The organism is Caulobacter sp. FG7 (genome assembly GCF_057808875.1).
This window is the reverse complement of record NZ_JBMDIW010000013.1, coordinates 1-24,433: the sequence shown is the minus strand read 5'-3', so window position 1 is coordinate 24,433 and position 24,433 is coordinate 1. Positions and strand designations below refer to the sequence as shown.

22 protein-coding genes are annotated in these 24,433 nt (G+C 69.7%); 12 read left to right on the top strand and 10 right to left on the bottom strand.

What is annotated here, in order from left to right; translation table 11 throughout:
- Positions 1-18: 18 nt before the first annotated feature.
- Both ACODR1_RS12295 and ACODR1_RS12290 read right to left on the bottom strand, forming a co-directional pair.
- Positions 19-1,758: a tetratricopeptide repeat protein gene (locus ACODR1_RS12295; protein ID WP_488880707.1), complete on the bottom strand. Its 1,740-nt coding sequence runs from the start codon at positions 1,756-1,758 to the stop codon at positions 19-21.
- Positions 1,759-1,942: 184 nt separating this feature from the next.
- A complete protein-coding gene (locus tag ACODR1_RS12290; RefSeq protein WP_488880706.1) occupies positions 1,943-3,616 on the bottom strand; it encodes an electron transfer flavoprotein-ubiquinone oxidoreductase in 1,674 nt (557 codons plus the stop codon).
- Between the two features lie 166 nt (positions 3,617-3,782).
- On the opposite strand from ACODR1_RS12290, the gene ACODR1_RS12285 reads away from it, so the two are divergent.
- Together ACODR1_RS12285 and ACODR1_RS12280 are read left to right on the top strand one after the other, a co-directional pair.
- The gene (locus ACODR1_RS12285) at positions 3,783-4,604 is read left to right on the top strand and encodes a uracil-DNA glycosylase (RefSeq protein ID WP_488880705.1); all 822 of its coding nucleotides are present in this window, start codon (positions 3,783-3,785) and stop codon (positions 4,602-4,604) included.
- A gap of 176 nt (positions 4,605-4,780) precedes the next feature.
- Entirely contained in the window at positions 4,781-6,235 is a 1,455-nt protein-coding gene (locus ACODR1_RS12280) for a lytic transglycosylase domain-containing protein (RefSeq protein ID WP_488880704.1), read from the top strand.
- Between the two features lie 147 nt (positions 6,236-6,382).
- On the opposite strand, the gene ACODR1_RS12275 is transcribed toward ACODR1_RS12280, so the two are convergent.
- Complete coding sequence (locus tag ACODR1_RS12275; RefSeq protein ID WP_488880703.1) at positions 6,383-8,149, bottom strand: chloride channel protein; 1,767 nt, start codon at positions 8,147-8,149, stop codon at positions 6,383-6,385.
- A gap of 195 nt (positions 8,150-8,344) precedes the next feature.
- Positions 8,345-8,824: a cell wall biosynthesis glycosyltransferase gene (locus ACODR1_RS12270; protein WP_488880702.1), complete on the bottom strand. Its 480-nt coding sequence runs from the start codon at positions 8,822-8,824 to the stop codon at positions 8,345-8,347.
- Between the two features lie 80 nt (positions 8,825-8,904).
- Here ACODR1_RS12270 and ACODR1_RS12265 point away from each other — a divergent pair, with 80 nt between their 5' ends.
- The 3 genes from ACODR1_RS12265 to ACODR1_RS12255 all read left to right on the top strand — a co-directional run bounded on the left by ACODR1_RS12265 (position 8,905) and on the right by ACODR1_RS12255 (position 11,544).
- Complete coding sequence (locus ACODR1_RS12265) at positions 8,905-10,011, top strand: PA0069 family radical SAM protein (RefSeq protein WP_488880701.1); 1,107 nt, start codon at positions 8,905-8,907, stop codon at positions 10,009-10,011.
- Positions 10,012-10,250: 239 nt separating this feature from the next.
- Complete coding sequence (locus tag ACODR1_RS12260) at positions 10,251-10,667, top strand: GFA family protein (protein WP_488880700.1); 417 nt, start codon at positions 10,251-10,253, stop codon at positions 10,665-10,667.
- Positions 10,668-10,761: 94 nt separating this feature from the next.
- A complete protein-coding gene (locus tag ACODR1_RS12255; protein WP_488880699.1) occupies positions 10,762-11,544 on the top strand; it encodes a VOC family protein in 783 nt (260 codons plus the stop codon).
- A 130-nt stretch (positions 11,545-11,674) separates the two neighbouring features.
- Here the strand turns inward: ACODR1_RS12255 and ACODR1_RS12250 are convergent, their stop codons facing one another.
- Positions 11,675-12,751, bottom strand: coding sequence for a class I SAM-dependent methyltransferase (locus tag ACODR1_RS12250; protein ID WP_488880698.1), 1,077 nt, complete (start codon positions 12,749-12,751; stop codon positions 11,675-11,677).
- Between the two features lie 7 nt (positions 12,752-12,758).
- Positions 12,759-13,988: a class I SAM-dependent RNA methyltransferase gene (locus ACODR1_RS12245; protein WP_488880697.1), complete on the bottom strand. Its 1,230-nt coding sequence runs from the start codon at positions 13,986-13,988 to the stop codon at positions 12,759-12,761.
- A gap of 273 nt (positions 13,989-14,261) precedes the next feature.
- Here ACODR1_RS12245 and ACODR1_RS12240 point away from each other — a divergent pair, with 273 nt between their 5' ends.
- Positions 14,262-14,867, top strand: coding sequence for a YMGG-like glycine zipper-containing protein (locus ACODR1_RS12240; protein WP_488880696.1), 606 nt, complete (start codon positions 14,262-14,264; stop codon positions 14,865-14,867).
- 167 nt (positions 14,868-15,034) lie between these two features.
- On the opposite strand, the gene ACODR1_RS12235 is transcribed toward ACODR1_RS12240, so the two are convergent.
- On the bottom strand, positions 15,035-16,081 hold the full coding sequence (locus ACODR1_RS12235; RefSeq protein WP_488880695.1) for a sensor histidine kinase: 1,047 nt from the start codon (positions 16,079-16,081) through the stop codon (positions 15,035-15,037).
- A gap of 248 nt (positions 16,082-16,329) precedes the next feature.
- Here ACODR1_RS12235 and ACODR1_RS12230 point away from each other — a divergent pair, with 248 nt between their 5' ends.
- Positions 16,330-16,626, top strand: coding sequence for a hypothetical protein (locus ACODR1_RS12230; protein ID WP_488880694.1), 297 nt, complete (start codon positions 16,330-16,332; stop codon positions 16,624-16,626).
- Between the two features lie 21 nt (positions 16,627-16,647).
- Here the strand turns inward: ACODR1_RS12230 and ACODR1_RS12225 are convergent, their stop codons facing one another.
- Both ACODR1_RS12225 and ACODR1_RS12220 read right to left on the bottom strand, forming a co-directional pair.
- A complete protein-coding gene (locus tag ACODR1_RS12225) occupies positions 16,648-17,334 on the bottom strand; it encodes an isochorismatase family protein (protein WP_488880693.1) in 687 nt (228 codons plus the stop codon).
- 11 nt (positions 17,335-17,345) lie between these two features.
- On the bottom strand, positions 17,346-18,002 hold the full coding sequence (locus ACODR1_RS12220) for a hypothetical protein (RefSeq protein ID WP_488880692.1): 657 nt from the start codon (positions 18,000-18,002) through the stop codon (positions 17,346-17,348).
- Positions 18,003-18,184: 182 nt separating this feature from the next.
- Between ACODR1_RS12220 and ACODR1_RS12215 the strand changes: the two genes are divergently transcribed.
- The gene (locus ACODR1_RS12215; protein ID WP_488880691.1) at positions 18,185-18,778 is read left to right on the top strand and encodes a CAP domain-containing protein; all 594 of its coding nucleotides are present in this window, start codon (positions 18,185-18,187) and stop codon (positions 18,776-18,778) included.
- Between the two features lie 178 nt (positions 18,779-18,956).
- On the opposite strand, the gene ACODR1_RS12210 is transcribed toward ACODR1_RS12215, so the two are convergent.
- Complete coding sequence (locus tag ACODR1_RS12210; protein ID WP_488880690.1) at positions 18,957-20,195, bottom strand: CaiB/BaiF CoA transferase family protein; 1,239 nt, start codon at positions 20,193-20,195, stop codon at positions 18,957-18,959.
- Between the two features lie 90 nt (positions 20,196-20,285).
- Here ACODR1_RS12210 and ACODR1_RS12205 point away from each other — a divergent pair, with 90 nt between their 5' ends.
- From ACODR1_RS12205 to ACODR1_RS12190, 4 genes are all read left to right on the top strand, one after another.
- The gene (locus ACODR1_RS12205) at positions 20,286-21,587 is read left to right on the top strand and encodes an MFS transporter (RefSeq protein ID WP_488880689.1); all 1,302 of its coding nucleotides are present in this window, start codon (positions 20,286-20,288) and stop codon (positions 21,585-21,587) included.
- Between the two features lie 97 nt (positions 21,588-21,684).
- Positions 21,685-22,911, top strand: coding sequence for a class I SAM-dependent methyltransferase (locus ACODR1_RS12200; RefSeq protein WP_488880688.1), 1,227 nt, complete (start codon positions 21,685-21,687; stop codon positions 22,909-22,911).
- The gene (locus ACODR1_RS12195) at positions 22,908-23,264 is read left to right on the top strand and encodes a hypothetical protein (RefSeq protein ID WP_488880687.1); all 357 of its coding nucleotides are present in this window, start codon (positions 22,908-22,910) and stop codon (positions 23,262-23,264) included. Before ACODR1_RS12200 ends, ACODR1_RS12195 begins: the two co-directional genes overlap by 4 nt.
- Before the next feature lie 27 nt (positions 23,265-23,291).
- Positions 23,292-24,167 (top strand): VOC family protein, encoded by an 876-nt coding sequence (locus ACODR1_RS12190; protein WP_488880686.1) that lies wholly within the window; start codon positions 23,292-23,294, stop codon positions 24,165-24,167.
- Positions 24,168-24,433 lie beyond the last annotated feature (266 nt).

Sequence of the window (24,433 nt, the reverse complement as noted above, 5' to 3'; positions counted from 1 at the left end):
AGCTTGAGCGAGCTAGACCTACAGCGCGTTGGCGCCGTTGGCCACGGCCGGCGCCTTGGCTGGCCCCTTGCTGCCCAGACCGTCCTTCAGCTTGGCCTCGGCGGCGGCCTTCTGCTCGTCGGTCGGCTCCAGGCTCAGCACCCGCCGCCATTGGAACTGGGCCTCGGTCTTGCGGCCCAGGCGCCAGTAGACGTCGCCCAGGTGATCGTTGATGTCAGGGTCGCCCGGTTCGATCTCGATGGCCTGCTCCAGAAGCTCGACGGCCGCCTTGTCGTCGCCCAGGCGGTGATAGGCCCAGCCCAGCGAGTCCAGCATGGCCCCCGACTGCGGGTTGGCCTTCACGGCCTTCTGCACCATCGACAGAGCTTCGGGCAGGCGCTCGTTGCGGTCGATCCACGAGTAGCCGAGATAGTTCAGCAGTTCCGGCTCGTTCGGATTGAGCTCCAGGGCCTTTTCCAGGTCGCGTTCGGCGTCGGGCCAGCGGCCGGCGCGCTCCAGCGACACGCCGCGCATGTAGAGCAGGCGCCAGTCGGGCTTATCCTTCTCGGCCTCGACCAGCGGGTCGATCACCGCCACGGCGTCGGCCCAGCGGTCGTTGGCCCGCAGCAGGTCGGCATAGACCAGCTGCGCCGAGCGTCCCGCCTCGGGGGCCTTGGCGGCCGCTTCGGCCACGGCCAGGGCCTTGTCCTTGTCGCCGGCGTTCTGCAGCGTCCAGGCGATCTTGCCCTGGGCGGCGGCATAGCGGGCCGAACCGGTGGGGATCTTGGCGTAGGCGGCCCGGGCGCCGTCGATGTCGCCGCCCTGGTCGAGCAGGTCGCCGACCATCAGCAGGGCGTCCTCGCGCTTGGGATCCAGGTGCAGGGCCAGGCGCAGATAGGCCAGGGCGAACTGGCTCTGACGCTCGCTGGTGAACACCGCCGCGCAGGCGACCAGCGTGTTGGCGGCGCCCTGGCGGCCGGTGACCAGGGCCGGCGGCGCCTTGCGCGCCACGGCGCGAGCCCGGGCGTCCAGCAGGGCGACGTCGTTGGGCGCCTCGGCCAGGATGGAGTCATAGAGGGCGACAGCCTCGTCGCGGCGCTTGCGGCGCTCAAGGAACGCCCCATAGTCGAGGGCGAACATCGGCCGGACGGTCGCGATCTCCATCAGCGCCTTGTAGTCGGCTTCGGCCTCGGCGGGCTTGCCGGCCTGCTCGAAGATCTCGGCGCGGCCGAGCTGGCCGAAATACTGCACCAGGCGATCGTTGCGCAGCTCCGGCAGCACCTGGGCTGCGGCCGCGTCGCCGGCGGCCTGCGCGGCCCAGGGCGTCAGCAGGGCCACGGCCGGACGGTGCGGGAAGCCTATGGCCGGATCGGCCAGCAGGCCTTGCGCCTCCTTGGCCTTGCCGCGCGCCAGGGCGTCGACGGCCACGGTCAGCATGCCCAGGCGGCGCACGCCCTCGGTCCCGCCCTCGGCCCGCGGCGCCAGTTCGGCGGCGCGCGTGACCTCGCCGGCCAGCAGCGAGGCGGTGAAGGCCCGCTCGCCCAGCAGGCCCGGGTCCTCGCCCAGATTGCGAGCGGCCTGGAAATAGGCCGCGGCCTGGTCGCTGCGGCCGTCCTCCAGCGCCGCCTGGCCGGCCAGGAACTGGCCATAGGCCGAGCGGCCGTTCCACGGCGCGGTGTTCCAGCCCTCCTGCGACCCGCGCAGCGCGGGCTCGGTGGTGGCGCAGGCGGCCAGCACGGCGGTGGAAGCCAGGGACAGGAGGACTCGAAGACGCATCATCCCGCCACCCTCTTAGGTTTCAGGGTTTCGGGCAAGTTCAGATCCTCCCCCTGAAGGGGGAGGTGTCGGCGAAGCCGACGGAGGGGGACGTGACTGCCCAGGAAGCAGCCGTCAAAAAGGCCGAAGGGACTTCCCCCTCCGGCCCTCCGGGCCACCTCCCCCTGAAGGGGGGAGGATCACCACATCACATGTTCGGATAGTTCGGGCCGCCGCCGCCTTCCGGCGTGGTCCAGACGATGTTCTGCGACGGATCCTTGATGTCGCAGGTTTTGCAGTGGACGCAGTTCTGGGCGTTGATCTGGAACTTCGGATTGGCGCCCTGCTCGTCGTACAGCACCTCGTAGACGCCGGCCGGGCAATAGAGGCGCGCCGGCTCGCCGTACTTGGGCAGGTTGACGTCGATCGGGATCGACGGGTCCTTCAGCTTCAGGTGCGCCGGCTGGTCTTCCTCGTGGTTGGTGGCCGACAGGAACACGCTCGACAGCTTGTCGAAGCTGATCACGCCGTCGGGCTTGGGATAGACGATCGGCTTGTAGTCCTTGGCCAGGCCCGTCGAGGCGGCGTCGGTCTTCTCGTGCTTCAGCGTGCCGAAGAACGAGAAACCGCCGAAGAGGTGCGTGCACCACATGTCGAACATGCCGGCCGCGCCGCCCAGCGCCGTGCCCAGCTTGCCCAGCAGCGGCTTGGCGTTGCGGACGACCTTGAGCTCCTTGGCGACCCACGACGTCTCGAAGGCGGCCTCGTACTCGACCAGGGCGTCGCCCTCGCGGCCGGCGGCGATGGCCTTGAACGCCTCTTCGGCGGCCAGCATGCCGGTCTTCATGGCGTTGTGGCTGCCCTTGATGCGCGGCACGTTCACGAAGCCGGCCGAGCAGCCGATGAGCACGCCGCCCGGGAACGACAGCTTCGGGATCGACTGGTAGCCGCCCTCGGTGATGGCCCGCGCGCCGTAGGCGATGCGCTTGCCGCCTTCGAGATAGGGGCGGATCGACGGGTGCTGCTTGAAGCGCTGGAACTCGTCGAACGGCGACAGCCAGGGGTTCTTGTAGTTCAGGTGCACCACATAGCCGACGGACACGTAGTTGTCCCCGAAGTGGTACAGGAAGCTGCCGCCGCCCGTCTGGTTGTCCAGCGGCCAGCCGGTGGTGTGCTGCACCAGGCCCGGCTGGTGCTTGTCGGCCGGGATCTGCCACAGCTCCTTGATGCCGATGCCGTACTTCTGCGGCGACTTGCCGGCGCTCAGGTCGAACTTGGCGATCAGCTGCTTGGCCAGCGAGCCGCGCACGCCCTCGGCGATGAACACGTACTTGCCGTGCAGCTCCATGCCCGGCTGGTAGTCGGGCTTTTCGTGACCGTCCTTGGCGATGCCGACGACGCCGACGACGACGCCCTTCAGCGAGCCATCCTCGCGCCAGACCATGTCCGAGGCGGCGAAGCCCGGATAGATCTCGACGCCCAGCTCCTCGGCCTGCGCGGCCAGCCAGCGGGTGACGTTGCCCAGCGAGGCGATGTAGCAGCCGTGGTTGTGCATGAACGGCGGCATGGCGAACATCGGCAGGCCAAGCTCGCCCTGCGGGCCCAGCAGCAGGAACTTGTCCTTGGTGACCGGGGTCTCGAGCGGCGCGCCCTTCTCCTTCCAGTCGGGGATCAGCTCGTTCAGCGCCTTGGGATCGATGACCGCGCCTGACAGGATGTGCGCGCCGACTTCCGAGCCCTTTTCGACCAGGGCCACGCTGACTTCGGTTCCGGCCTTCTGCGCCATCTGCTTGAGACGGATGGCCGCCGACAGACCCGCCGGACCGCCCCCGACGATGACGACGTCGTATTCCATCGACTCGCGTTCGAGGACTTCGCTCATGGCTTCTCCCGCCCCAGGCCCTGCGCGGAGCCTGCCTTCTTCCTGTTTGAGTCGGACTTTATCCGAACGTGACGCCACGGCGGTCAAGGAAAACTGGATAGTTTTTGTTGCACCGCAGCGCGGACATATCGGTGACGCAGCCCATTATACTCGCTAGAGAAACCTCATGAGCCTCGCCGTCGATCCGCGCGCCGTCGAAAGCCTGCTGGCCTTCTGGGCCGATGCGGGCGTCGAGGCCTGCTACGCCGACGAGCCGATCGACCGCCTGGCCGAGGGCGCGGCCCTGCTGCGGGCCCGCAGCCAGCCGCAGCCGGTGGTGGTCGCCGCGCCCCCGCCCCGCCCCGGCGCGTTCGGCGGGGTCGACATCGGCGCAGCCGCCGCCCAGGCCAAGCAGATGGCCGCCGCCTGCAACGACCTCGAAAGCCTGGCCGCCGCCATCGCCGCCTTCGACGGCTGCCCGCTAAAGACGCAAGGCGCCAAGCAGGCAGTGTTCTCGCGCGGTCCCGGCGACGCGCCGGTCATGGTCATCGGCGAAGGTCCCGGCGCCGATGAAGACGCCCGCGGCGAGCCCTTCGTCGGCCGGGCCGGCCAGCTTCTGGACCGCATGCTGAAGGCCGCCGGCCTGCAGGAGAGGGCCTTCATCACCAACACCGTCTTCTGGCGTCCGCCGGGCAACCGCACGCCCACGCCCCTGGAGCAGGCCGTCTGCGCCCCGTTCGTCGAGCGAGCGATCGCGCTCATCAAGCCCAAGTTGATCCTGCTGGTCGGCGGCGCCTCAGCAAAGAGCATGTTGAAGCGCGAGGAAGGCATTCTTTCGCTGCGCGGACGCTGGTTCGAATGGCGTTCGGAGGACGGCGCGATCGAGGTTCCAGCCTTGCCCAGCCTGCATCCGGCGTTCCTGCTGCGCCAGCCGGCGGCCAAGAAGAAGGCCTGGCAGGACCTCCTGATGCTGGCCGAAAGGCTTGATCGTCCCGAAAGGCCCCATTAAACAAACCGCTGACCAGTCGGAACGGGGACGCGCGCCGCCTTTTCAAAGGCTTGCGCGGATACGATTTGCAGCTTTTCGCTCGCCCTCTGGCCGTTGTCTCGGCCCTCGCGCTTTGCCTTAACCTCGCTGCGCCCGCAGCAAGGGCCGCGGGGCTGGAACCGCTGTCGGACAACGACATGCGCTACTATCAGGCCGCCTTCGGCGCCGCCGAGCGCGGCGACTTCGACGCCGCCGAGGCCGCCTTCGCCAACACCCGCAACCGCAGCCTGATCGGCAAGCTGTCGCTGGTGCGGCTGATGCATCCCACCGCCTACACCGCCAGCTACGACGACCTGACCGGCTGGCTGAAGCTCTATGGCGACGAAGCCGGCGCCGACCGCGTCTACGCCCTGGCCATGAAGCGCAAGCCGGCCCGCGTGTCCGCGCCCAAGGCTCCGGAGCTTTTCGTCGACGTCGCCCAGGGCGGCCGCGCCGCGGGTCCGGCCGACAAGGGCCGCGCCGCCCGCGAGGCCTATTATTCCGGCGACGTGAAGGGCGCGCTGAAGCTGGCCAAGGCCTCGGGCGAGCGCTGGATCGCGGGCCTGGCCTCGTTCCGCCTGGAATCCTACGCCGAGGCCCGCAGCTATTTCGAGCAGGTCGCCCACGACCAGGGCCAGGACGACTGGCTGCGCGCCGCCGGCGCCTTCTGGGCCGCCCGCTCGGCGAGCATGGCCGGCGACAATGACGGGGTCCGCGCCCTGCTGACCCAGGCCGCCCAGGCCCCGCAGACCTTCTACGGCATGATCGCCGGCCGCCAGCTGGCGATGGCGGGCCTGGCCGTCGCCAACGACCCCGAAGATCCGATCGCCGCCCTGATCACCCGCGTGTCCTACGCGGGTCCCGATCCGGCCTCGCTGAACAAGCTGCTGGCCGGCGACATCCGCGCCCGCCGCGCCGCCTCGCTGGCCCAGCTGGGCCGCTGGAACGAGGCCGGCGCCGAGCTGCGGGCCGGCCTGTCCCTGGCCGCCGACGAGAAGGCCCGCGCCGACTGGAGCGCCCTCACCCTCGCCCTGAACGCCCGCGCCCCGTTCAACGCCGGCCGCCCGGTCAAGAAGATCGGCGGCGAAGACTATCCCCTGCCCGAGCTGGCGCCCAAGGGCGGCTTCACGCTCAACAAGGCCCTGGTCTACGCCCTGGTTCGCCAGGAAAGCCGCTTCGACCCGATGGCCGTCTCCGGCGCCGGGGCCGTGGGCCTGATGCAGCTGATGCCCGTGGCCGCCGCCCGCGCCGCCGGCGACGACAAGCTCCTGGCCGACAACACCCCGCTGTTCGATCCGGCCTTCAACCTGCGCGTCGGCCAGGACTACTTCACCTGGCTGATGGACCGCGGCCTGCAGAGCCCCGACCTGCTGCGCGCCGTGGCCGCCTACAACGGCGGTCCGGGCACCCTGCTGAAGGTGCAGCAGCAGCTGGGCGCCGACTGCGACAGCCTGCTGCTGATCGAGAGCCTGCCGGCCGTCGAGACCCGCAACTACGTCGAGAAGGTCATGGCCTCGTACTGGACCTACCGCCGCCTGCTCGGCGCCGAGACCAAGACGCTGGACGCCGTGGCCAGCGGCGCCAAGGTAATCGACTTCCGGCTGGATATGTAACGATCAAAGGGAACCTCCCCCTGTGGGGGAGGTGATCGCGAAGCGATCGGTGGTGGGCGGGGCCGCGAAAGTCACCAAAGCCCGGAAAGCTGAAAACTTCCCCCACCGGCCTTCGGCCGCCTCCCCCACGGGGTGAGGCTCCCACACCTACCCAGCCTCCCCCGTCAGCTCCCGCCGCGCCTTCTCCAGCTCTTCCGCATAGCGCCGCGTGGCGTAGGCCTCCGACAGCACGCCCAGCACGTTGCGCTTGTCGTCGATCACCGCCAGTTCGTCGGTCTCGCTGCGGTCGAAGGCCCGCATCACGTCCTTGATCGATTGCTCGGGCTTCAGCGCCGTCTCGGCGTTGATCGCAAGGCCCGCCACCGGCCGCTCGCCGTCGCCGCCGTCGGCATAGGCCTTGGCGGTCGGGATCACCCCGGCATAGAGCCCGGCCCCGTCGACCATGATAACGCGCTTGGTCGAGCCCAGCGGGAACCGGCGTCGGAACTCGGCCAGCGTCGTCTCGGCCGGCACGGTCTGGACGTCCTTGCGCATCATCCGCCCCGCGCTCAGCGGGCGCATCCACGACACGTCGTGGGCGCTGCGGATGGTCTCGCCGCGCAGGTGCAGCCGCCAGGTCGAGAAGGAATAGCCGAAGGTCTCGCGCACCATGGCGCTGGCGATCATCGAGGCCACCAGGGCCGCGGCCGCCACCGTGAAGTCGCCGGTCGCCTCCAGCACCAGGAACGACATGGTGAAGGGCCCGCCCACGACGGCGACGCCCAGCGCCGCCATGCCGACCAGGGCCGCCACGGTGGGGTCCAGGCTCGGCGCCCAAGGGATCAGAAACGAGATCGCCGAGAACACCTGGCCCAGCAGCGCGCCCAGGAACAGCGAGGCGAAGAACAGCCCGCCCCGGAAGCCGAAGCTCAGCGAGATCACCGAGGCCAGGGCCTTCATCGCCAGCAGCATCAGAAGCAGCTTGAGCGGCGCCTCGGCCATCAGGTTCAGGTGCAGCGCGCCGTGGCCGGCCGACAGGGTCTGGGGCGTTATCACCGCCAGCACCGCCAGCCCCATGCCGCCGATCGCCGGCCGCAGCCAGCGCGGGATCGGCGAGCGGGTCACCAGCCGCTCGGCGTTGGCCACCAGCCGCATCAGGCCGATGCCGACGATCGCGCAGGCCAGGCCGACCAGCGCGTAGAGGCCGTAGTCGGTCCAGGACTGCACCGCCTGGGTGTCGGTCTTCAGCAGGTAGGGGATCGCGCCCATCTTGCTGGCCACCAGCACCGCGGCCAGGGCCGCGGCCACCACGGGCGCCAGGTTGGCGACCGTATAGGCCCCGATGACGATCTCGAAGGCGTAGAAGGCGCCGGTCAGCGGCGCGCCGAAGGCCGCGGCGATCGCCGCGCCGGCCCCGGCGCCGACGAGTGTGCGCATGTCGGCCCGGCGCAGGTTCAGCCGCTGGCCCGCGAACGAGGCGGCGGCCGCGCCGGCCTGGGCGTAGGCGGCCTCCAGCCCGACCGAGGCCCCTACCCCGTTCGACAGCATGGTCTGGCCGCAGATGAAGGCGCTGTCCTTCATCGACAGCCGCCCGCCGTGCAGGGCGTTAGCCTCCACGGGGTCGACGGCGGGGCGCGGGCGATACTTCATCCAGGCCCAGGTGATCCCGCCCAGCAGCAGCCCACCGAGCGGAATGGCCAGCAGCCGCCAGGGCGCCACATGGGCCTGAGCGCTCAGCCGCTCGTTGATGTCGATCTCGAACAGCAGCATCTGCAGGCCGTGGGCGACCTGGGCCTGCACGACCGCGAAGGTTCCGGCCGCCACGCCGATCAACGTCGCCACGGCGATCAACCACAACTCGCTGGAGCGGATTCGTCGCCGCAGCCAGCCGACCCATTTCACGGACGCGGCGGCGGAGGCGTGGGCGAGCGACATGGATCCTCGATAACGCGGGGCGGGTGGAAACCGCAATGTTCCTTCTCCCCCAGCGGCGCGAAGTCGACGCTTGCGATCCTCCCCCTGAAGGGGGAGGTGGCCGCGAAGCGGTCGGAGGGGGAAATCCATACGGTGGTGGGAAGTCCCTCCCCCTCCGTCGACTTCGTCGACACCTCCCCCTTCAGGGGGAGGATCTTAAAGCCTCACCCGCCGCGCCTTCAGCCGCCCCGCCAGCGCCTTCTCCGGTGCATGTCCCGCAAACCCGCCCGTCGCCCCATAATCCAGCCGCCGCACTAGCAACCCCAGCGGCGTCTCCGTCAGCCGCGCCAGCAAGCTTCCTGCCGGAAACAGCAGCGCCGCAGCCCCCGCCCCGCCGGCCAGGTGCGCCTCGACCGGCCCGCGCCAGGCTTCCGGCAGCCCCCGCGCCGGATCCAGCGCCAGGATCCAGTCGCCGCGCCCCACGGCCGCCCCGGCAGCCAGCAGCGCGCCCCGATCGCCGGACGCCGTAACGAACCGCGCGCCGCTGTCCTCGATCAGCGCCTCCAGCCCAGGCTCTGAAACACCGGCGATCACCACCTCCTTCACGAGACCGTCGACGGCGGCCGGCACCAGCTGGGCCAGGAGCTGAGCGAGCGCATGCACGGGCGCGACAGCGGGAAGGATCACCGAAATCATGCTTCGCCTTAGGCGACACGCCGCAACCGCCGTCAAGCATCGTTCTTGTTATGTTCTTCACATGCACCTAGGATGCCCGCATGCAGACGCGCCGCTCCTTCACCGACACCGCCTATAAGCAGGGAACCGCCGCCCTGCGCGGCCGCGGCGCGCGCAGCAACGAGACCGGCCGCTATGAGAGCCTCACCTCCCAGCCGTTCGACGACGGCTGGACCGAAGACGACAACGCCGCCCGGGTGCTAACCACCAGCGTGCTGGCCATGAAGTCCAAGACGGTCATCGCTCGCAACAAGAGCCCCGACGTCGGCTTCGACCGCTCGATCAATCCCTATCGCGGCTGCGAGCACGGCTGCATCTACTGCTACGCCCGCCCCGCCCATGCCTATCTGGGCCTGTCGCCCGGCCTCGACTTCGAGAGCAAGCTGTTCTTCAAGCCCGAGGCCGGCAAGCTGCTCGACCGCGAGCTTTCCAAGCCGACCTACAAGGTCGGCAGCGTCCACATCGGCGGCGACACCGATCCCTACCAGCCGCAGGAACGCTCCCTGCGCGTCACGCGCGGCGTGCTGGAAACGCTCAGCCGCTTTCGCCATCCGTTCTCGATCATCACCAAGTCGGCCCTGATCACCCGCGACCTCGACATCCTGGGCGAGATGGGCCGGGCGGGCCTGGCCCGCGCCGCCGTGTCGATCACCACGCTGGACCGCAAGCTGGCCCGCAGCATGGAGCCGCGCGCGGCCACGCCCGAGCGCCGCCTCGACGCCGTCCGCCAGCTTTCGGAAGCCGGCGTGCCGACCATCGTCATGTTCGCCCCGGCCATCCCGTCGCTGAATGACCATGAAATGGAAGCGGTGCTGGAGCGCGCCAAGGAAGCCGGCGCGGTGGCGGCCGGCTATGTGGCCATTCGCCTGCCGATGGAGATCCACGGCCTGTTCGAGCAATGGCTGGCCTCCGACCATCCCGACCGCGCCAAGCGGGTGATGTCGCTGGTGCGCCAGATGCGCGGCGGGGCTGCCTATGACAGCGAGTTCGGCAAGCGCATGACCGGCGAAGGCCCGGTGGCCGAGGTGCTGAACCAGCGCTTCCACGCCGCCCTCAGGCGCTTCGAACTCGACAAGCCCCTGCCCCGTCTCGACACCTCGCAGTTCTGCGTCCCGCCCAAAGCGGGCGATCAGTTGAGTTTGTTCTAGTTCTGAAGCCACTCTGCCTCGTCATCCCGGCCGAAGCGCGCAGCGCGTAGAGCCGGGACCCACGGGACCGGGCTCGGCGCCCAGGCCAACCGCCTTGGCGAATGCCGACACAGTGCGGCGGCCCCTAGGTCCCGGATAAGCGCTGCGCGCTTTCCGGGATGACGAACTTTGGAGAGGCGGAAGGAAGTTCGAAAGCGTCCCCCTTGCACCTGTCACAGGAAGGCCCATCAATGCGGCCCATGACGACAGAACGCCGTTACGCCGGAGGATGCCTATGCGGCGCCGTGCGCTGGAGCGCGACGGGCCAGCCGCTGTACCAGGGCTATTGCTGCTGCGCCGACTGCCGCAAGGCCTCGGGCTCGGGCTTCGTGCCGTTCATGGGCTTTCCAGCCTCGGCCGTCACGATCAGCGGCGAGACGCTGAAGGTGCGCTCGCCGGCCTTCCGTGGCGGGGTGGCCCTGCGCAACGCCTGCCCCATCTGCGGCGGCCTCGTCTTCGGCGGCGAGGTCGGGGTCGACGACAGCCACACGATCTATGCCGGCTCGCTGGACGACGCGGCGCTGTTCGCGCCGACCATGGCCCTGTTCCTGCGCGACAAGCCCGACGGGGTCGTGCTGCCGCAGGGTCTGGCGGCCTTCGAGACCATGCCGGACTAGAAAATCGCACGCTGCGTGTCGGGACGGACGCCCGCCGTTCGTCCTCGCGAAGAACACGGCCCGAGCCGGGGCCGGAGAAAAGGGAGACAGAGCGATGTCGGAAACCAACGGAAGGTTCGGCTGGTACGAACTGATGACCACCGACGTGGACGCCGCGTCCGCCTTCTACGCCAAGGTCGTGGGTTGGACCCCGACGGACTCCGGCATGCCGGGTCCGACCAGATACATGATCCTCAATGTCGGCGAGGCCGGGGTCGGCGGCGTGTTCACGCCGGAAGGCGGCTGCCCCGAAGGCGCCCGTCCCGGCTGGATCGGCTACATCTTCGTCGACGACGTCGACGCCTATGTCGGCAAGGTGATCCAGGCCGGAGGCTCGGTGTTCATGCCCGCCGACGACATCCCCGGCGTCGGGAGGTTCTCGGTCGTCGCCGACCCGTACGGCGCGGTCTTCCCCCTGTTCAAACCGTTTCCCCAGGACGAGATCCCGCCGCAGCCGGCCGACGGCGCGCCCGGCACGTTCGGCTGGCGCGAACTGATGGCCGGCGACCTGGAAGGAGCGTTTTCCTTCTATTCCAAGCTGTTCGGCTGGGTGAAGACGCAAGGCGTCGACATGGGTCCGATGGGCACCTACCAGCTGTTCGCCTACGAGGCCGGCGGCCCGGACGTCGGCGGCATGATGACCCGCCTGCCCGACATGCGGGTCTCGTTCTGGAACTACTACGCCCAGGTCGACAGCGCTTCAGCAGCCCGCGACCGCGCCGTGGCCGCCGGCGCCGCCACCATGATGGACGTCCACCAGGTGCCCGGCGGCAGCTGGATCTACATGGCCACCGATCCGCAAGGGGCGGGGTTCGCGGTTGTCAGTCAGGCGCAGTAGATCCTCCCCCTGAAGGGGGAGGTGGCCCGAAGGGCCGGAGGGGGAAGCTTCTGCCGAGTTCAGGGCGCGCCAACGCCGCGATCCCTTCCCCCTCAGTCGCTTCGCGACAGCTCCCCCTTCAGGGGGAGCATCACTTCTCAAGCAGCAGCGCCTTGGTCAGGAACGCCTTGTCGCGCCCCACCACCCGCAGGCCGGCCGCCGCGAACAGCGCCTCAAGGTCAGTCTCTGCGTAGCTGCCGTAGAACGGCTCGTGGAAATAGGCCGGGAACGCCTCGAGCATCCGCGCCAGATCCGGCTCGTCGCCCGGCTGCACGGAGTCGGCGAAGGCCAGCACGCCGCCGGGCTTCAGCACCCGGGCCAGTTCGGCGGCGACGATCGGGCGCACGCGCGGCGGCAGTTCGTGGAACAGGTAGACGCAGGTCACCGCGTCCAGGCTGTCGTTCGCCAGCGGCAGGCGCTCGGCGTTGGCCTGCACCGTGCCCCGCCCCGACCGCGTCCGCGCCTCGGCCAGATAGGCCGGCGACAGGTCGACGCCCGCCAGGGCCGCGCGCGGAAAGGTCTCCGCGAGGTCTCGCAGGAAGGTCCCCGAGCCGCAGGCCACATCCACCAGCCGCAGGTCGCGCTGGTCGCGTCCCCGCCAGTGCCTGGCCAGCAGGCTGAGCGCCCTCCGGCGCATCGCCCCGGCCGCGCCCGAGAACAGCGCCTCGACCTGGGCGTCATAGCGGCGGGCGCTGTCGGCGGTGAACCAGCCGCCCGACTGGTAATGGAAATTCTGCCGGTAATAGGCCGGATAGCCCTGGCTCTTGGGATCGTCGCGCACCTCGACGCCGTCGCCCCGGCGGCGGCGCTGGTCGACCTCGCGGGCGTCGGCCAGAAAGTCCCAGGCTTTCAGGATCGAGGCGGCCGGATGGGACGGCGCGTCCTCCATCGGCGGATAGAGGCCGGCGGCCACATCGGCGGCGTCCTTCTCGAAGGCCGACAGATAGGCCCGGCGCAGGCGCCCCTGCGACACCGGCGGGGCGTCGGAGGCAAAGCGCGGCGCGGCCTTGCCCTCGGTGGGGCGGGTCATGAACTTGGCGAGGCCTCCGGCCGCCGTCCACCAGGCCGCCTTGGCGACGGCCTTGCCGCGCTGGGCGGCGGCGTCGAGGGCGAACGCCCCGCGCCGATCCGCCCTTAGCTTCTCTTCCCGGCCCTTGGCTTGGCCCATCCTCGCCTCATCGCGAAAAGACCCCGACCAGCTCAATATGCGGCGACCAGAGGAACTGGTCCACCGGCAGCACCTTTTCCAGCTTGAAACCGGCGTCGATCAGGATGCCGGCGTCGCGAGCGAAGGTGGCCGGATTGCACGACACCCCGACCACGCGCGAGACCTTGGAGATGGCGATCTCCCGCGTCTGCTCCAGCGCCCCGGCGCGCGGCGGGTCGAAGACCACGGCGTCCATCTTGTTGAGCTCGCTCGACAGCATCGGCCGACGGGTCAGGTCGCGGGCCTCGGCGACGATCGCCTTCAGGCCCGGGGCCGAGCCGACGGCCGCCTTCAGCGCCGCGATGGCGGGCTCGGCGAAGTCGGCGGCGTAGACCGAGGCCTCCTGCGCCAGGCGGAAGGTGAAGGTGCCCACGCCGCTGAACAGGTCGGCCACGCGCGCCGCCCCCGCAACATGCGCCAGGGCGAAATCGGCCATGGCCTTTTCGGCCTCCGGCACCGCCTGCAGGAACGAGCCGGCCGGCAGCGGCACGATGGCCGGGCCCAGCTTCACCAGCGGCTGGCGGGCCATGTAGAGGGTTTCACCGGCCAGGGTGACGCGGGCGAAGTCGAACTCGCCGGCCACCATCGCCGCCTGCACGCGGGCGTCGGCCGACAACCCGCCGCTCTTGCGCTCGACGCCGGTGACGTCGATGTCCAGGCCCGTGCCGGTCAGGGTGACGTGCAGGGTCGGCGCCGACTTGGGATGTTCCAGGAACGGCTGGGCCAGCCGCGCCAGGCCCGGCAGGGCGGCGACGATCTTCGGATGCGTGACCGGGCATTCCTCGATCTTCACCAGGTTCCACGAGCGGCGCTCCTTGAAGCCCAGGCGCACTCCGCCCTTGCCGCCGCGCGCGTGCAGCGCCACCCGGCGGCGCGAGGCCGGCGGCGAGGCGATGGTCGGCAGGATCTCGGTCTCGATCCGCTCGCGCTTGAGCTCGAACCGCACCTGCTCGCGCTTCCAGTCGAGATAGGGCGCGATATCCCAGTGCTGCAGGGCGCAGCCGCCGCAGTGGCCGAAATGCTTGCAGGCCGGATCGACGCGCTCGGGGCTGGCCTCGAGGATCTCGGCCAACTCGCCGCGCTGGCCCTCCATGCGCGCGGTGATCCGCTCGCCCGGCAGGGTCAGGGGCACGAAGGCCGGGCCGGCGGCGACGCCGTCGCCCTGGCCGCCGACGGCGTCGATTTTCAGTTCACGCATTCCAGAGTCGCCTTCGGGAACCTTGACCGGTTCCGATCCGTTCAAGCCTCGCCGCAGGCGTGGCCCCATTTTCGCCTCGTCCGCGCCAAGTTCGACGCCGAAGAAGCCTGTTCGAGCGCGTCCATACCTCATTCGGCGTCTTCATGCGTGAACGAACTGGTGCGTGAACAAAGATGAACGGTCCGGTCAACGGCCGTTCAGGAACGGCTTGGCATGGTGCGGACAACGGACGGTCCCCCGATCGTCACGCCCGCTTTCAGGGAGAGTTTTTCGATGATGATCCGGACCGCCATCAGCGCCCTCGTCGCCGGCGCGGCCCTCGTCGGCGCCGCGGCTCCGACCGTCGCTTCCGCCCAGGCCTACGGCTCGGGCGCCTATCAGGGCGGGGCCTACGACCGTAACGGCTACTACTACGACCCCTGCCGCCGCAGCACGACCAACCGCACCACCGGCGGCGGCCTGGCCGGCGCCGGCATCGGCGCGGCCATCGGCGGCAGCGTCGCGGGCCGCGGCGCCAAGACCGAAGGCGCGGTGCTGGGCGGCCTGCTCGGCGCGGTCGTCGGCGGCAACATCGGCCGCAGCTCGGCCGCCTGCGCCCCGGGCGCGGTTCCCCCGCCGCCGCCTCCCCCGCCCCGCGCCTACAACGACTATGATCGCGGCTACGACAACGGCGGCTATGACGACGCCTACTACGATCGTCGCGGCGGTAACGGCTACACCTACGAGTCGGAACGCTCCTACCGGGTGACCGAAGGCCGCGCCGACGCCAACGGCTGCACCCTGGCCGAAAGCCCGATCTACCTGCCCGACGGCCGCACCCAGAAGCGCTTCGTCCGCGTCTGCCCCGACGCCTCGGGCCGCTACCAGGTCGTCGACTAGGTTTCCCTAGGCGGATTTCCTCCCCGTAATTCCACGTGACTGAAGGCCGCCGGCTCCCGCTGGCGGCCTTTTCATTTGGCCGGGGTCAAGCCTTTTCGAGGCCCCGGACATATCGAATGGCGGTGTGCGAAACTAGCGGAACAGAAGCCTCGCCCGCAAAGCCGGCGTCATGACCTCGACGCGCCTCGAGGTTGAAGCAGGTGGACAATGGCGACGCGAGCGCCAGGCCCCGAACCGCCCAGGACGACCTCGGCCCTCAACTGCTTGGCCAGGGCCTGGATGATGCTCGAACCGAGGCCGACCCTGACGGATACGCTTGCGGGCGGCATGCCCACGCCGTCGTCGGCGACCGACAGCGTCCAGCCGCCTTCCGAGGCGCTGTATTCCACATAGATATGCCCGCCGTCGCGGCCTGGAAACGCGTGCTTGAGGGCGTTGATGACCAGCTCGGTGACGATCAGCCCCATGCTTACCGAAACCTCCGCCGCCACCCAGTGCTCGTCGCTGACGACGGAGAGCGTGAGCTTTTCCGGGTTGGAGACCATCGAGGCGGCGATCCCGTCGCACAGCGCCCTGAAGTAGGCCTTCAATTCCACCTCACCCGCCCCCGACTCCACCAGTTGGCGCTGGAGGGCGGCGACCGACATCACTCGACTGTGGGCGTCGGCGACATGGGCGCGGATCTCGGCGGACGGCGCCTTGCGGGCCGACTGCATCAGGATGCTGGCGATGATCTGCAGGCTGTTGGCGATCCTGTGCTGCAGCTCGTCGAACAGCACGGCCTTCTCGCGCACCAGGTCGTCCTTGACGCGGTCGGCGAGGCGCGCGTCCGTCACGTCGAAGATGGTCAGAAGCAGAAGCGGGTTTGCAGGGTCGCCGTAGTCGAGCCGTCGCGCCCTGATCACCAATCGCCTGGCGTCCTCGCCAGTTCGGACCAGATCCATCTCACCGGCCTCGACAGCGCCGCCCCCCTCCAGCGCGGTGGCGAGCAAGTCTCGCAACGACGGCGCGCTCCATTCGCCTTCGCCAAGAACGAACGCCGACAGGCCGACCGCCTCCTCCACGTCGATGCGAAAGGCTTCGGCGAAGGACTCGCTCGCCGCGACGATCCTGAAGTCGCCGTCGAGCAGAAGTATGGGCGCGTCCGACGAGACCACCAGGGCCTGGGCCAGGGCGTCGATAGGCGACGGAACGGAGCGAGCCTCATCCAGCATATGGGAATCCGAGACCCGAAGGCTCTCGAAACGAAAGCCGTTCCCGGGCGAGAGATCGGCGCGTGCGCCGGACTCTCAACGCGGCGTCGAAGCTGTAGTTCTAACACAAATCGGGATCGGCTCCGACGCCCAGACCCGAGCGACGAAACGGCGCAGCCGGGATCCCGAACCATAGCGGCGCCGGAACGTTTTATCGGAGCGGCTTTCGCTGGCGCTTTCCCCGGCTCGGGGTTTCGAAAGGGCCCGCCATGTCACCGACCTTCGAAGACGCGCTGGAAGTGGTTCTCAGCCACCTCGACAATCCGCCGGCCGAGGGAACGCCGGAGGACGAGGCCTTTCTGGCCGCCCTCGGCGAGGTTCTCGTCGCCTCCCAAGGCGGCCTGGACAACGACGACGGCGTCGAGCAGGCCATCGCCATCGATGATGATCTACGAGCCCGGCTTGAGGCCATCGCCCATCGCCGTCGTCTCAACCCGTTCGGCGAACACCCCGACGGCATCGGCCCGACGCTCGGCATGGACTTGAGGGTGAAGCCGCCGCGGTGAACCTCGGCGACGCCTACCGCCTCACCCCTTGAGCCAGGCCGCCGCCTCTTCGACGTCGACCACGTCGGCGTACTTCAGCTGCAGGTCGGTCAGGTTGGCGTAGTGGTAGCTCTCATGCTTGTCGGCCACGCACTGCTCGGGAACGATGGTGCGGTAGCCGCGTGAGAGGCTCTCGACCGCGCTGGCGCGCACGCAGCCGCTGGTCGAGCCGCCGGTGAGGATCACCGTGTCGACCTTGTGCCAGACGAGATAGCTCTGCAGCGGGCTCTCGAAGAAGGCGCTGGGCATGCGCTTGTCGAACACGAGGTCGATGGCCTGGTCGATCTCGACGCGGGGGTCGAAGGCGTGGCGCTCGCTGTTCTGCTTGATGTTCTGCAGGCTGTCGGGCGTGTCGGTGCGCGTGCCCCAGACGCCGGCGTCGCCGCCGTCGGGCTTATACATCACCCGTGTCCAGATCACCGGCATGCCCCGCGCCCGCGCCAGGGCCGAAAGGCGGTTCACATGGGCGATCTGGTCGGGATCGGTGACGTAGGCGCTCTTGGGGAACAGGTCGGGCCGCGTATAGGCCTGCTGGAAGTCGATATTGACCACCGCCGCCTTGGAGCCGAAGCCGAAGCGGGCCCGGGCCGGATTGGCCTTCACCGCCTCATAGAGCTGCCGGGCGGTCTTGTCCTCGCGCACCATGGTGGGTTCGAAACGCAGGGTCATGGCGGGGTCCTTTAGGCGGGGGTCCAGAGGCCGAGCAGCGCGGCGAGGATCAGCAGGATCCAAAGGCTGACGACCACGGGACGGCTCTTGGCCAGCACGTCGGCGATGATCGCGTCGCCCTCGGGCGTGGGGCCGGTGGTCATCATGGCCACGACCGGCGGGCCCAGCGGCGCCAGCAGCTTGCGGATGAACAGGCCGCAGCCGATGGCAATCGCCAGGATCAGCATCTTCAGCGCCAGGAACAGCGGGGCGGTCGCAAGGCCCACGAGGCTGGCGCCGCCGAAACCGGCCAGCGCGACCAGCACGCCCCAGCGGATGGCGATGTCGATGCGGCGCACCCCGGCCTTGGGCGGGCTGTGGTGAATGTGGATGGCCCAGGCCATGGTCAGCCAGAACAGGCACAGCGCCCACACGGCCGCCACGCCCTCGGGCGGCACATCCCACCAGCCCTTCAGCTTGGCCAGGGTCAGGCCCGTCGGCAGGGCCAGGATCAGGCAGGTGCGCGGGGCCATGTCGATGTCGGCCAGCACCTTCAGCGCCAGGCCGCGCTCCTTGACCGTACGGGCCGGATCGGCGGCGTAGCGCGAGGTGTAGAAGGCGCCCAGGTCCCCGCCCAGCCAATAGACGAAGACCAGCACGTGCAGCAGCGTGATCAGGGCGAGAAGCATCGCGGAATCCGGCGGTTGTCAGACCGTCTTGATGCCGCCTGGAAAGGCGCCTTGGCGGATCCTCGCCGGTTTTCTCGCCTCGCGGATAGCAAGCCCCGGGGTGCGACGCTGCGGACACAGGCGAATCCGAACAAGCGTGCTAGAGCACGCATCGAGGGGCTTTTTCCGTATCGTAGGTTCGTATGCGTTCTTACCGTCGCCCAGGCTTGGCGCTTGCCGGACTGCTGCTGCTCGCCTTTCCCCAGATCGCCGCCGCCCAGAGCCAGGCGCAGGCGGTTCTCGACGAGATCAACTACGTCCGCGCCAACCCCAGGGCCTATGCCGACGAACTGCGCCGTTCCGACCCCCACTATGGCGAGGATCCCGACGCCCTGCATGAGGCGGTCGCCGAGTTGCAGCGCCAGCGCCCCCTGCCCCCGCTGACCGCCGACGGCCGCATCGACGACGCCGCCCGCGACCACGCCAGCGCCCAGGGCGCGCGCGGCACGGTCGGCCACGGCGCGACCGGCAGCCTGGGCCAGCGCCTGCGCAAGTACGGCGTCCATGCCGGCATGTCGGCCGAGAACATCTCCTACGGCTACGAAGATCCCCGCGACGTCGTCCGCCAGCTGGTGGTCGACAGCCGCGTGCCGGGCCGCGGCCACCGCCGCAACATCCTGTCGGCCGGCTACAGCAGCGCCGGCGTCGCCTGCGGCGGCCACCGCTCGTACGGCGCCATGTGCGTCATCGATTTCGCCGGGGCCATGCCCGAAGGCGTGGCGCGGGCGGCGCGGTAGGGGATTTCTTTCACAACCCACACCAGCAATTTTCACCGAGTATCCCCGCGAAGGCGGGGATCCAAGCCGAGTCCCGTGCGGATCCAAGGCGGCGCCATCTCCTGAAGGCCAGCTTGGATCCCCGCCTTCGCGGGGAAGGTCGGGTTTGGAGTTGGCTCGGTGAATTAGAGGCTCGCGGCTATATAACCCCCGCCGCCTTCAGCGCCTCGATCTCCGCCCCGCTCTTGCCCAGCCCCTTCAGCACCGCCGCCGTATCCGCCCCCAGCACCGGCGGCGGGCGCGCCACGACCACCGGCGTCCGCGAGGCCCGGATCGGCGAGGCGACGGTGCGGATCGGCGCTGCGAGGTCTTTCCGCGCCTGCTCGACCACCAGGCCGCGATGCACCGCCTGCGGCTCCTCGAACACCTGGTCGATCGTGTTGATCGGCCCGCAAGGCACGCCGACGGCCTCCAGCACGGCGATCCAGGTCTTGGTCTCGCGCGTCGCCAGGATCGGCGCCATGGCCTGGGCCAGTTGCGCCCGCGCCGCCACCCGCTGGGCGTTGGTCGTGAAGCGCGGATCCTCCGCCAGCCCCGGCGCGTCGGCCGCCTTGGCGAAGGCCCGGAACTGGCCGTCATTGCCCACCGCCAGCACCATCGCCCCATCGGCCGTGGCGAACACCTGGTAGGGCGCCAGGTTCGGGTGGGCGTTGCCCAGGCGCTCGGGCGCCTTGCCGGTGGCGAAGTAGTTGCTGGCCTGGTTGGCCAGCACGGCGGCCTGCACGTCGAACAGGGCGATGTCCATGTGCTGCCCCTCCCCGGTCGCCCGCGCGTGCAGCAAGCCGCAGAGAATGGCGTTGGCCGCATAGAGGCCGGTGAACAGGTCCACGACCGCCACGCCCACCTTCATCGGTTCGGCGCCGTCGACGCCGTCCGGCTGGCCGGTGATCGACATCAGCCCGCCCATGCCCTGGATCATGTAGTCGTAGCCGGCCCGCGCCGCGTAGGGGCCGGTCTGGCCGAACCCCGTGATCGAGCAATAGACGAGGCGCGGATTGATCGCCGCCAGGCTCGCATAGTCGAGGCCGTACTTCGACAAGCCGCCGACCTTGAAGTTCTCGACCACCACGTCGGCCTGCGCCGCCATCTGGCGGATCAGGTCCGCGCCGCGCGGATCGGCCATGTCGATGGTCACCGAGCGCTTGTTGCGGTTGGCGCAGGTGAAATAGGCCGCGTCCCCGCGCCCGCCGTCCGTCGTCTCGAAGAACGGAGGGCCCCAGGCCCGGGTGTCGTCGCCGACGCCCGGGCGCTCGACCTTCACGACCTCGGCGCCCATGTCGGCCAGGGCCTGGGTCGCCCAGGGACCGGCCAGCACGCGGGAAAGATCGAGCACCTTGACCCCCGAGAGGGCGGCGCCGGGCCTGACGTCTGATCGCAAGGCGACTGCTCCGGATATTCCTGTTGCGGGCGACGTTCAGCGCCCCAGGCTGCCTCGCCTACCGATGTGATCGCGGCGGGGCAAACGGCGATGGCGAAACTATCCGAAAACCAGGCTGGCCAACTCCGGCAAGGCGAGTTCCGCCGCGGCTGGCCGCTGCTGCTCAGCGTCGTGCTGGGCGTGGGCCTGGGCCTGTCGCCCCTGCCCTTCTACAGCATCGGCATGCTGGCCCCGCAGTTGGCCAAGGAATTCGGCTGGAGCTTCGCCTCGATCATGCTGGGCCTGCCGGTCGCCACGGTGGCCGTCATGGTCGTCGGACCGGTCATCGGCTGGCTGGGCGACAGGATCGGCGTGCGGCCGGTGGCGATCACGTCGCTGGTGCTGTTCGCCTTCGCCTTCATGGGCTTTGCGCTGACAAACGGGGCCCTGCCGCTGTTCTACCTGAACTGGGCGATCATGGGCGCGGTCGGCGCCGGCACCCTGCCCACCACCTGGACCCGGGCGATCAACAACGGCTTCGAGAAGAACAAGGGCCTGGCCCTGGGCGTCGCGCTGATGGGCACCGGCGTCTTCGGGTTCCTGATCAAGCCGTTCCTGATGTGGATGATCGAGGCCCACGGCTGGCGCGCCGCCTATCTCGTCACCGGCGCCCTGCCCCTGGTCATCGCCCTGCCCGTGGCGCTGCTGGCCTTCAAGGACCCCGGCGCCGGCCGCGTCCATACCCAGTCCGCGCCCCTGCCGGGCCTGACCCTGCCGCAGGCCCTGCGCGACGCCAGGTTCTGGCTGATCGCCGGCGGCTTCCTGCTGTTCTCCTTCGCCATCGCCGGCCCGCTGCCCAACCTCGAGAACATGCTGAAGCTCAAGGGCTTCACCAAGGCCGAGATCGTCAGCCTGGCCCCAGTGGTCGGCCTGTCGGTGATCGCCGGACGGGTGGCCGGAGGCTGGCTCGTCGACCGCTTCTGGGCCCCGGCCGTGGCGCTGGTGCTGCTGTGCCTGCCGGCCGTGGGCTGCCTGATCCTGCACGGCCAGGACCCCAGCTTCGCCGGCGCGCTCATCGCCATCGCCCTCGTCGGCATGGCGGCGGGCATGGAGTTCGACCTGCTGGCCTTCCTGATCGCCCGCTATTTCGGGGCGCGGTCCTACTCGACGCTCTACGGCTGCCTCTACCTGTCCTATGCGGCGGGGTCTGGCCTGGGACCGGTGGCCTTCGGAGCCGATTTCGACGCCACCGGCGGCTATCAGCTGTCACTGCTGATCGCCACGGGCCTGCTGGTGGCCGGCGGCCTCGTCCTACTGCCGCTGGGCCGCTATCGCTTCGCGTCCGAGCACGCCGTCGAGGGACAGCGCATCGAGGCGGTCGCCGGCGAGCGCGCGGCCGTGCCCGGCGCCTGACTCCCTGGATTCCTGACAGGCGGATTTTCGCGTCGTCGCCCGTCCGCCGTCCGCCGGACGGGCGCAAGCTCGCGCCAACTGGAGTAGGAGTGCGCCCATGACCGGTCGCGTCAACGAGGGGCCGATCCAGGCCTATGACGGCCCGCCCGACTATCGCAAGGTCGGCCGCCACGGGGTGTTCCCCGACATGTCGCACGACGAGGTCGAGCGCCTGAACGTCCTGGCCCAGCTCAATCGCCACCTCTCCACCCGCCTCATCCCCGGCGTGAAACAGGCCTGGGAGACCCGCGCCCTGCCGGCCTTCCAGAAAGCCAACGGCCGCGCGCCCGAAGATCGCCACGAGGTCCGCAAGGCGCTGCTGAAGGATCCCGCCTTCCAGACCTGGTCGGCCCTGCGTCGCCTGACCATGGAGCAGCGCCAGCAGGCCGGCCGCTGGACCACCCTGCGCCAGGCCGAGGAACTGGCCGCCAAGGCCGCCGCCCTGAACGCCGGCCACGACCGGCTGGAGCTGGATCCGTCCCTGCCGATCCCGCGCTACGTGTCGGCCGTCGACCACCACTGCATGCCCGGCAGCTATCACGTCGAGCGCTTCGAGGGCGACGTCTCCGGCGGCGCCAACTACGACCACGGCGGCTTCGCCACCACCGGCGGCCTGCTGGGACGCTTCTCCGACGGCGGCGGCCAGGCCGTGGTGCGCTGGGTGCAGCGCAAGCTGCCCGACTTCAAGCCGCGCCGCATCCTCGACATCGGCGCCACCGTCGGCCACAGCGCCCTGCCGATCGCCCAGGCCTTCCCGGATGCGGAGGTCACAGCCATCGACGTCGGCGGGCCGATGCTCCGCTACGCCGCCGCCCGCGCCGCCTACCTCGGGGTTGAGAACATCCGCTTCGTCCAGGCCGACGGCGCCGACCTGTCGCGCTTCGAAAACGAGAGCTTCGACTGGGTGCAGACGACCATGTTTCTGCACGAACTCTCTTTGGCCTCGATGAAGGCCATCTTCGCCGAGAGCCGCCGCGTACTGGCGCCCGGCGGCGTCGTGCTGCATGTCGAGCAGCCGCAATACGCGCCGACCATGCCGCTGTTCGAGCAGGCCATGCGCGACTGGGACGCCTTCTACAACAACGAGCCCTTCTGGAGCACGCTGCACGAGATCGATCTCGACGCCCGCATGGTCGAGGCCGGCTTTGCGCAGAGCGAGCTGATCCACGACGGCGTCACCGCCGTGGTCGACCGCGAGGTCTTCCCCGACGCCGCCGACGACGACAGCGAAGACTATGGACGCAAGGCCGCCTGGCGCGTGATCGGAGCCCGGAAAACGAAATGAGCATCGCAGACGCCCTGGCCGACGCCGGCGCCAAGCCCGCCGGCAAGCGCCCCTATTTCTTCGCCGACCGCGAGGTCGAGCGCGTGCTGGCCATCACCATGGCCGTGGTGCAGGAACTGGCCGTCACCCGCGCCCGGCTCGACACGCTGGAGCGGGTGATCGAGGCCCGCGGCGGCCTCGACCGCGCCGAGATCGAACACTTCGAGCCCAGCGCGGAAGCCGCCGCCGAGCGCGGCCTGTGGCTGCAGGAATATCTCTCCCGCGTGCTGCGCATCGTCCAGCAGGAGGCGGAAGCCGCCACCGCCACCGGCGACGTCGCCTCCGAGGACGTCGCGGTCGAACTGCGCGACTGAAGACCGCACGATTTCAAGGACATACCGATGAACCTTCTGAGGGCCGCCACCCTGGTGACGCCGAACGTCGCTGCGACCGCGCAGCGCTACGCCCAGTGGCTGGACTACGCCGTCGTTGAGCAAGGCCAGGTCCCCGCCGACCTGGCCGCCAGCTGGGGCGCTCCGGCCAGCGCCGGCCGGCCCTATGCGGTCCTGCAGCCGGCCAGCGGCGCCGACGTCTTCCTGCGCTTCGTCGAGGGCGACCCGGTCCCCGAGTACCGACCCTTGCGCACCTACGGCTGGGCGGCGATCGAGATCTGCTGCCAGGACGTCATGGCCGTGAACGCCCGCATGCAGGATGCGCCGTTCGAGATCATCGGCCCGCCCAAGCGGATCGACGGCCTGCCCACCATCCACCCGATGCAGGTGAAGGGCCCGGACGGCGAGATCGTCTACCTCACCGAGATCGTCTCGCCCGGCAACGGCCTGCCCCATCCGGGCAGCCTGATCGACAAGCTGTTCATCCTGGTGCTGGCCAGCGACGACATGGCGGCCAGCGGCGCCTGGTTCAGCCAGACCCTGGGCCTGGACGTCGGCGCGCCGATGACCATCGTCTACAGCATGATCAACGACGCCTTCGAGCTGCCGAAAGACAGCCACCACGCCCTGGCGACGGCCACGTATCAGAAGGACGTCTTCCTGGAGTTCGACCAGTATCCGGCTGAAGCCACCGTGCGCCCCGGCCACCCCGGCGCCCTGCCGCCGGGCGTCGCCATCTGCACCCTCAAGCACCCGGATTTCGACAGCGTTCAGGGCGACTGGATCGTCACCCCCACGGTGCGCGACGGCGCCGTCTACGCCGGCAAGCGCGCCGGCGTGCTGCGCGCGCCGGGTGGAGCCCTGGTCGAGGTCGTGGAAGCGTAACTCCAGACCCTCTCTCTTCGAGAGAGGGAGGGGCCCGCCGCGCAGCGGCGGGAGGGTGAGAGGTTTCACCGCCAGCAGGCAAATCCCTCACCTCTCCGCCGACAGCGACAGCCGGAACAACTGAGTTCGAAAATGAAAAGGCGCGGCCGAACCGACCGCGCCTTTTCCTATGAGAGTGTAACCTCTCACCCTCCCATGGCTTCGCCATGGGCCCTCCCTTGTATCTAGATCGCGGCGCCGGAGCGTGATGGCTTGGTGCTGTGAAG

Excerpts from the sequence above, each read along its gene's own strand:
- ACODR1_RS12205 (WP_488880689.1), top strand. The coding sequence starts at position 20,286 with ATGGCGAAACTATCCGAAAACCAGGCTGGCCAACTCCGGCAAGGCGAG.
- ACODR1_RS12195 (WP_488880687.1), top strand. The coding sequence starts at position 22,908 with ATGAGCATCGCAGACGCCCTGGCCGACGCCGGCGCCAAGCCCGCCGGC.
- ACODR1_RS12295 (WP_488880707.1), bottom strand. The coding sequence starts at position 1,758 with ATGATGCGTCTTCGAGTCCTCCTGTCCCTGGCTTCCACCGCCGTGCTG.
- ACODR1_RS12290 (WP_488880706.1), bottom strand. The coding sequence starts at position 3,616 with ATGAGCGAAGTCCTCGAACGCGAGTCGATGGAATACGACGTCGTCATC.
- ACODR1_RS12260 (WP_488880700.1), top strand. The coding sequence starts at position 10,251 with ATGACGACAGAACGCCGTTACGCCGGAGGATGCCTATGCGGCGCCGTG.
- ACODR1_RS12270 (WP_488880702.1), bottom strand. The coding sequence starts at position 8,824 with ATGATTTCGGTGATCCTTCCCGCTGTCGCGCCCGTGCATGCGCTCGCT.
- ACODR1_RS12190 (WP_488880686.1), top strand. The coding sequence starts at position 23,292 with ATGAACCTTCTGAGGGCCGCCACCCTGGTGACGCCGAACGTCGCTGCG.
- ACODR1_RS12255 (WP_488880699.1), top strand. The coding sequence starts at position 10,762 with ATGTCGGAAACCAACGGAAGGTTCGGCTGGTACGAACTGATGACCACC.
- ACODR1_RS12265 (WP_488880701.1), top strand. The coding sequence starts at position 8,905 with ATGCAGACGCGCCGCTCCTTCACCGACACCGCCTATAAGCAGGGAACC.
- ACODR1_RS12245 (WP_488880697.1), bottom strand. The coding sequence starts at position 13,988 with ATGCGTGAACTGAAAATCGACGCCGTCGGCGGCCAGGGCGACGGCGTC.
- ACODR1_RS12240 (WP_488880696.1), top strand. The coding sequence starts at position 14,262 with ATGATGATCCGGACCGCCATCAGCGCCCTCGTCGCCGGCGCGGCCCTC.
- ACODR1_RS12275 (WP_488880703.1), bottom strand. The coding sequence starts at position 8,149 with ATGTCGCTCGCCCACGCCTCCGCCGCCGCGTCCGTGAAATGGGTCGGC.
- ACODR1_RS12215 (WP_488880691.1), top strand. The coding sequence starts at position 18,185 with ATGCGTTCTTACCGTCGCCCAGGCTTGGCGCTTGCCGGACTGCTGCTG.
- ACODR1_RS12285 (WP_488880705.1), top strand. The coding sequence starts at position 3,783 with ATGAGCCTCGCCGTCGATCCGCGCGCCGTCGAAAGCCTGCTGGCCTTC.
- ACODR1_RS12230 (WP_488880694.1), top strand. The coding sequence starts at position 16,330 with ATGTCACCGACCTTCGAAGACGCGCTGGAAGTGGTTCTCAGCCACCTC.
- ACODR1_RS12200 (WP_488880688.1), top strand. The coding sequence starts at position 21,685 with ATGACCGGTCGCGTCAACGAGGGGCCGATCCAGGCCTATGACGGCCCG.
- ACODR1_RS12235 (WP_488880695.1), bottom strand. The coding sequence starts at position 16,081 with ATGCTGGATGAGGCTCGCTCCGTTCCGTCGCCTATCGACGCCCTGGCC.
- ACODR1_RS12220 (WP_488880692.1), bottom strand. The coding sequence starts at position 18,002 with ATGCTTCTCGCCCTGATCACGCTGCTGCACGTGCTGGTCTTCGTCTAT.
- ACODR1_RS12225 (WP_488880693.1), bottom strand. The coding sequence starts at position 17,334 with ATGACCCTGCGTTTCGAACCCACCATGGTGCGCGAGGACAAGACCGCC.
- ACODR1_RS12250 (WP_488880698.1), bottom strand. The coding sequence starts at position 12,751 with ATGGGCCAAGCCAAGGGCCGGGAAGAGAAGCTAAGGGCGGATCGGCGC.
- ACODR1_RS12280 (WP_488880704.1), top strand. The coding sequence starts at position 4,781 with ATGCGCTACTATCAGGCCGCCTTCGGCGCCGCCGAGCGCGGCGACTTC.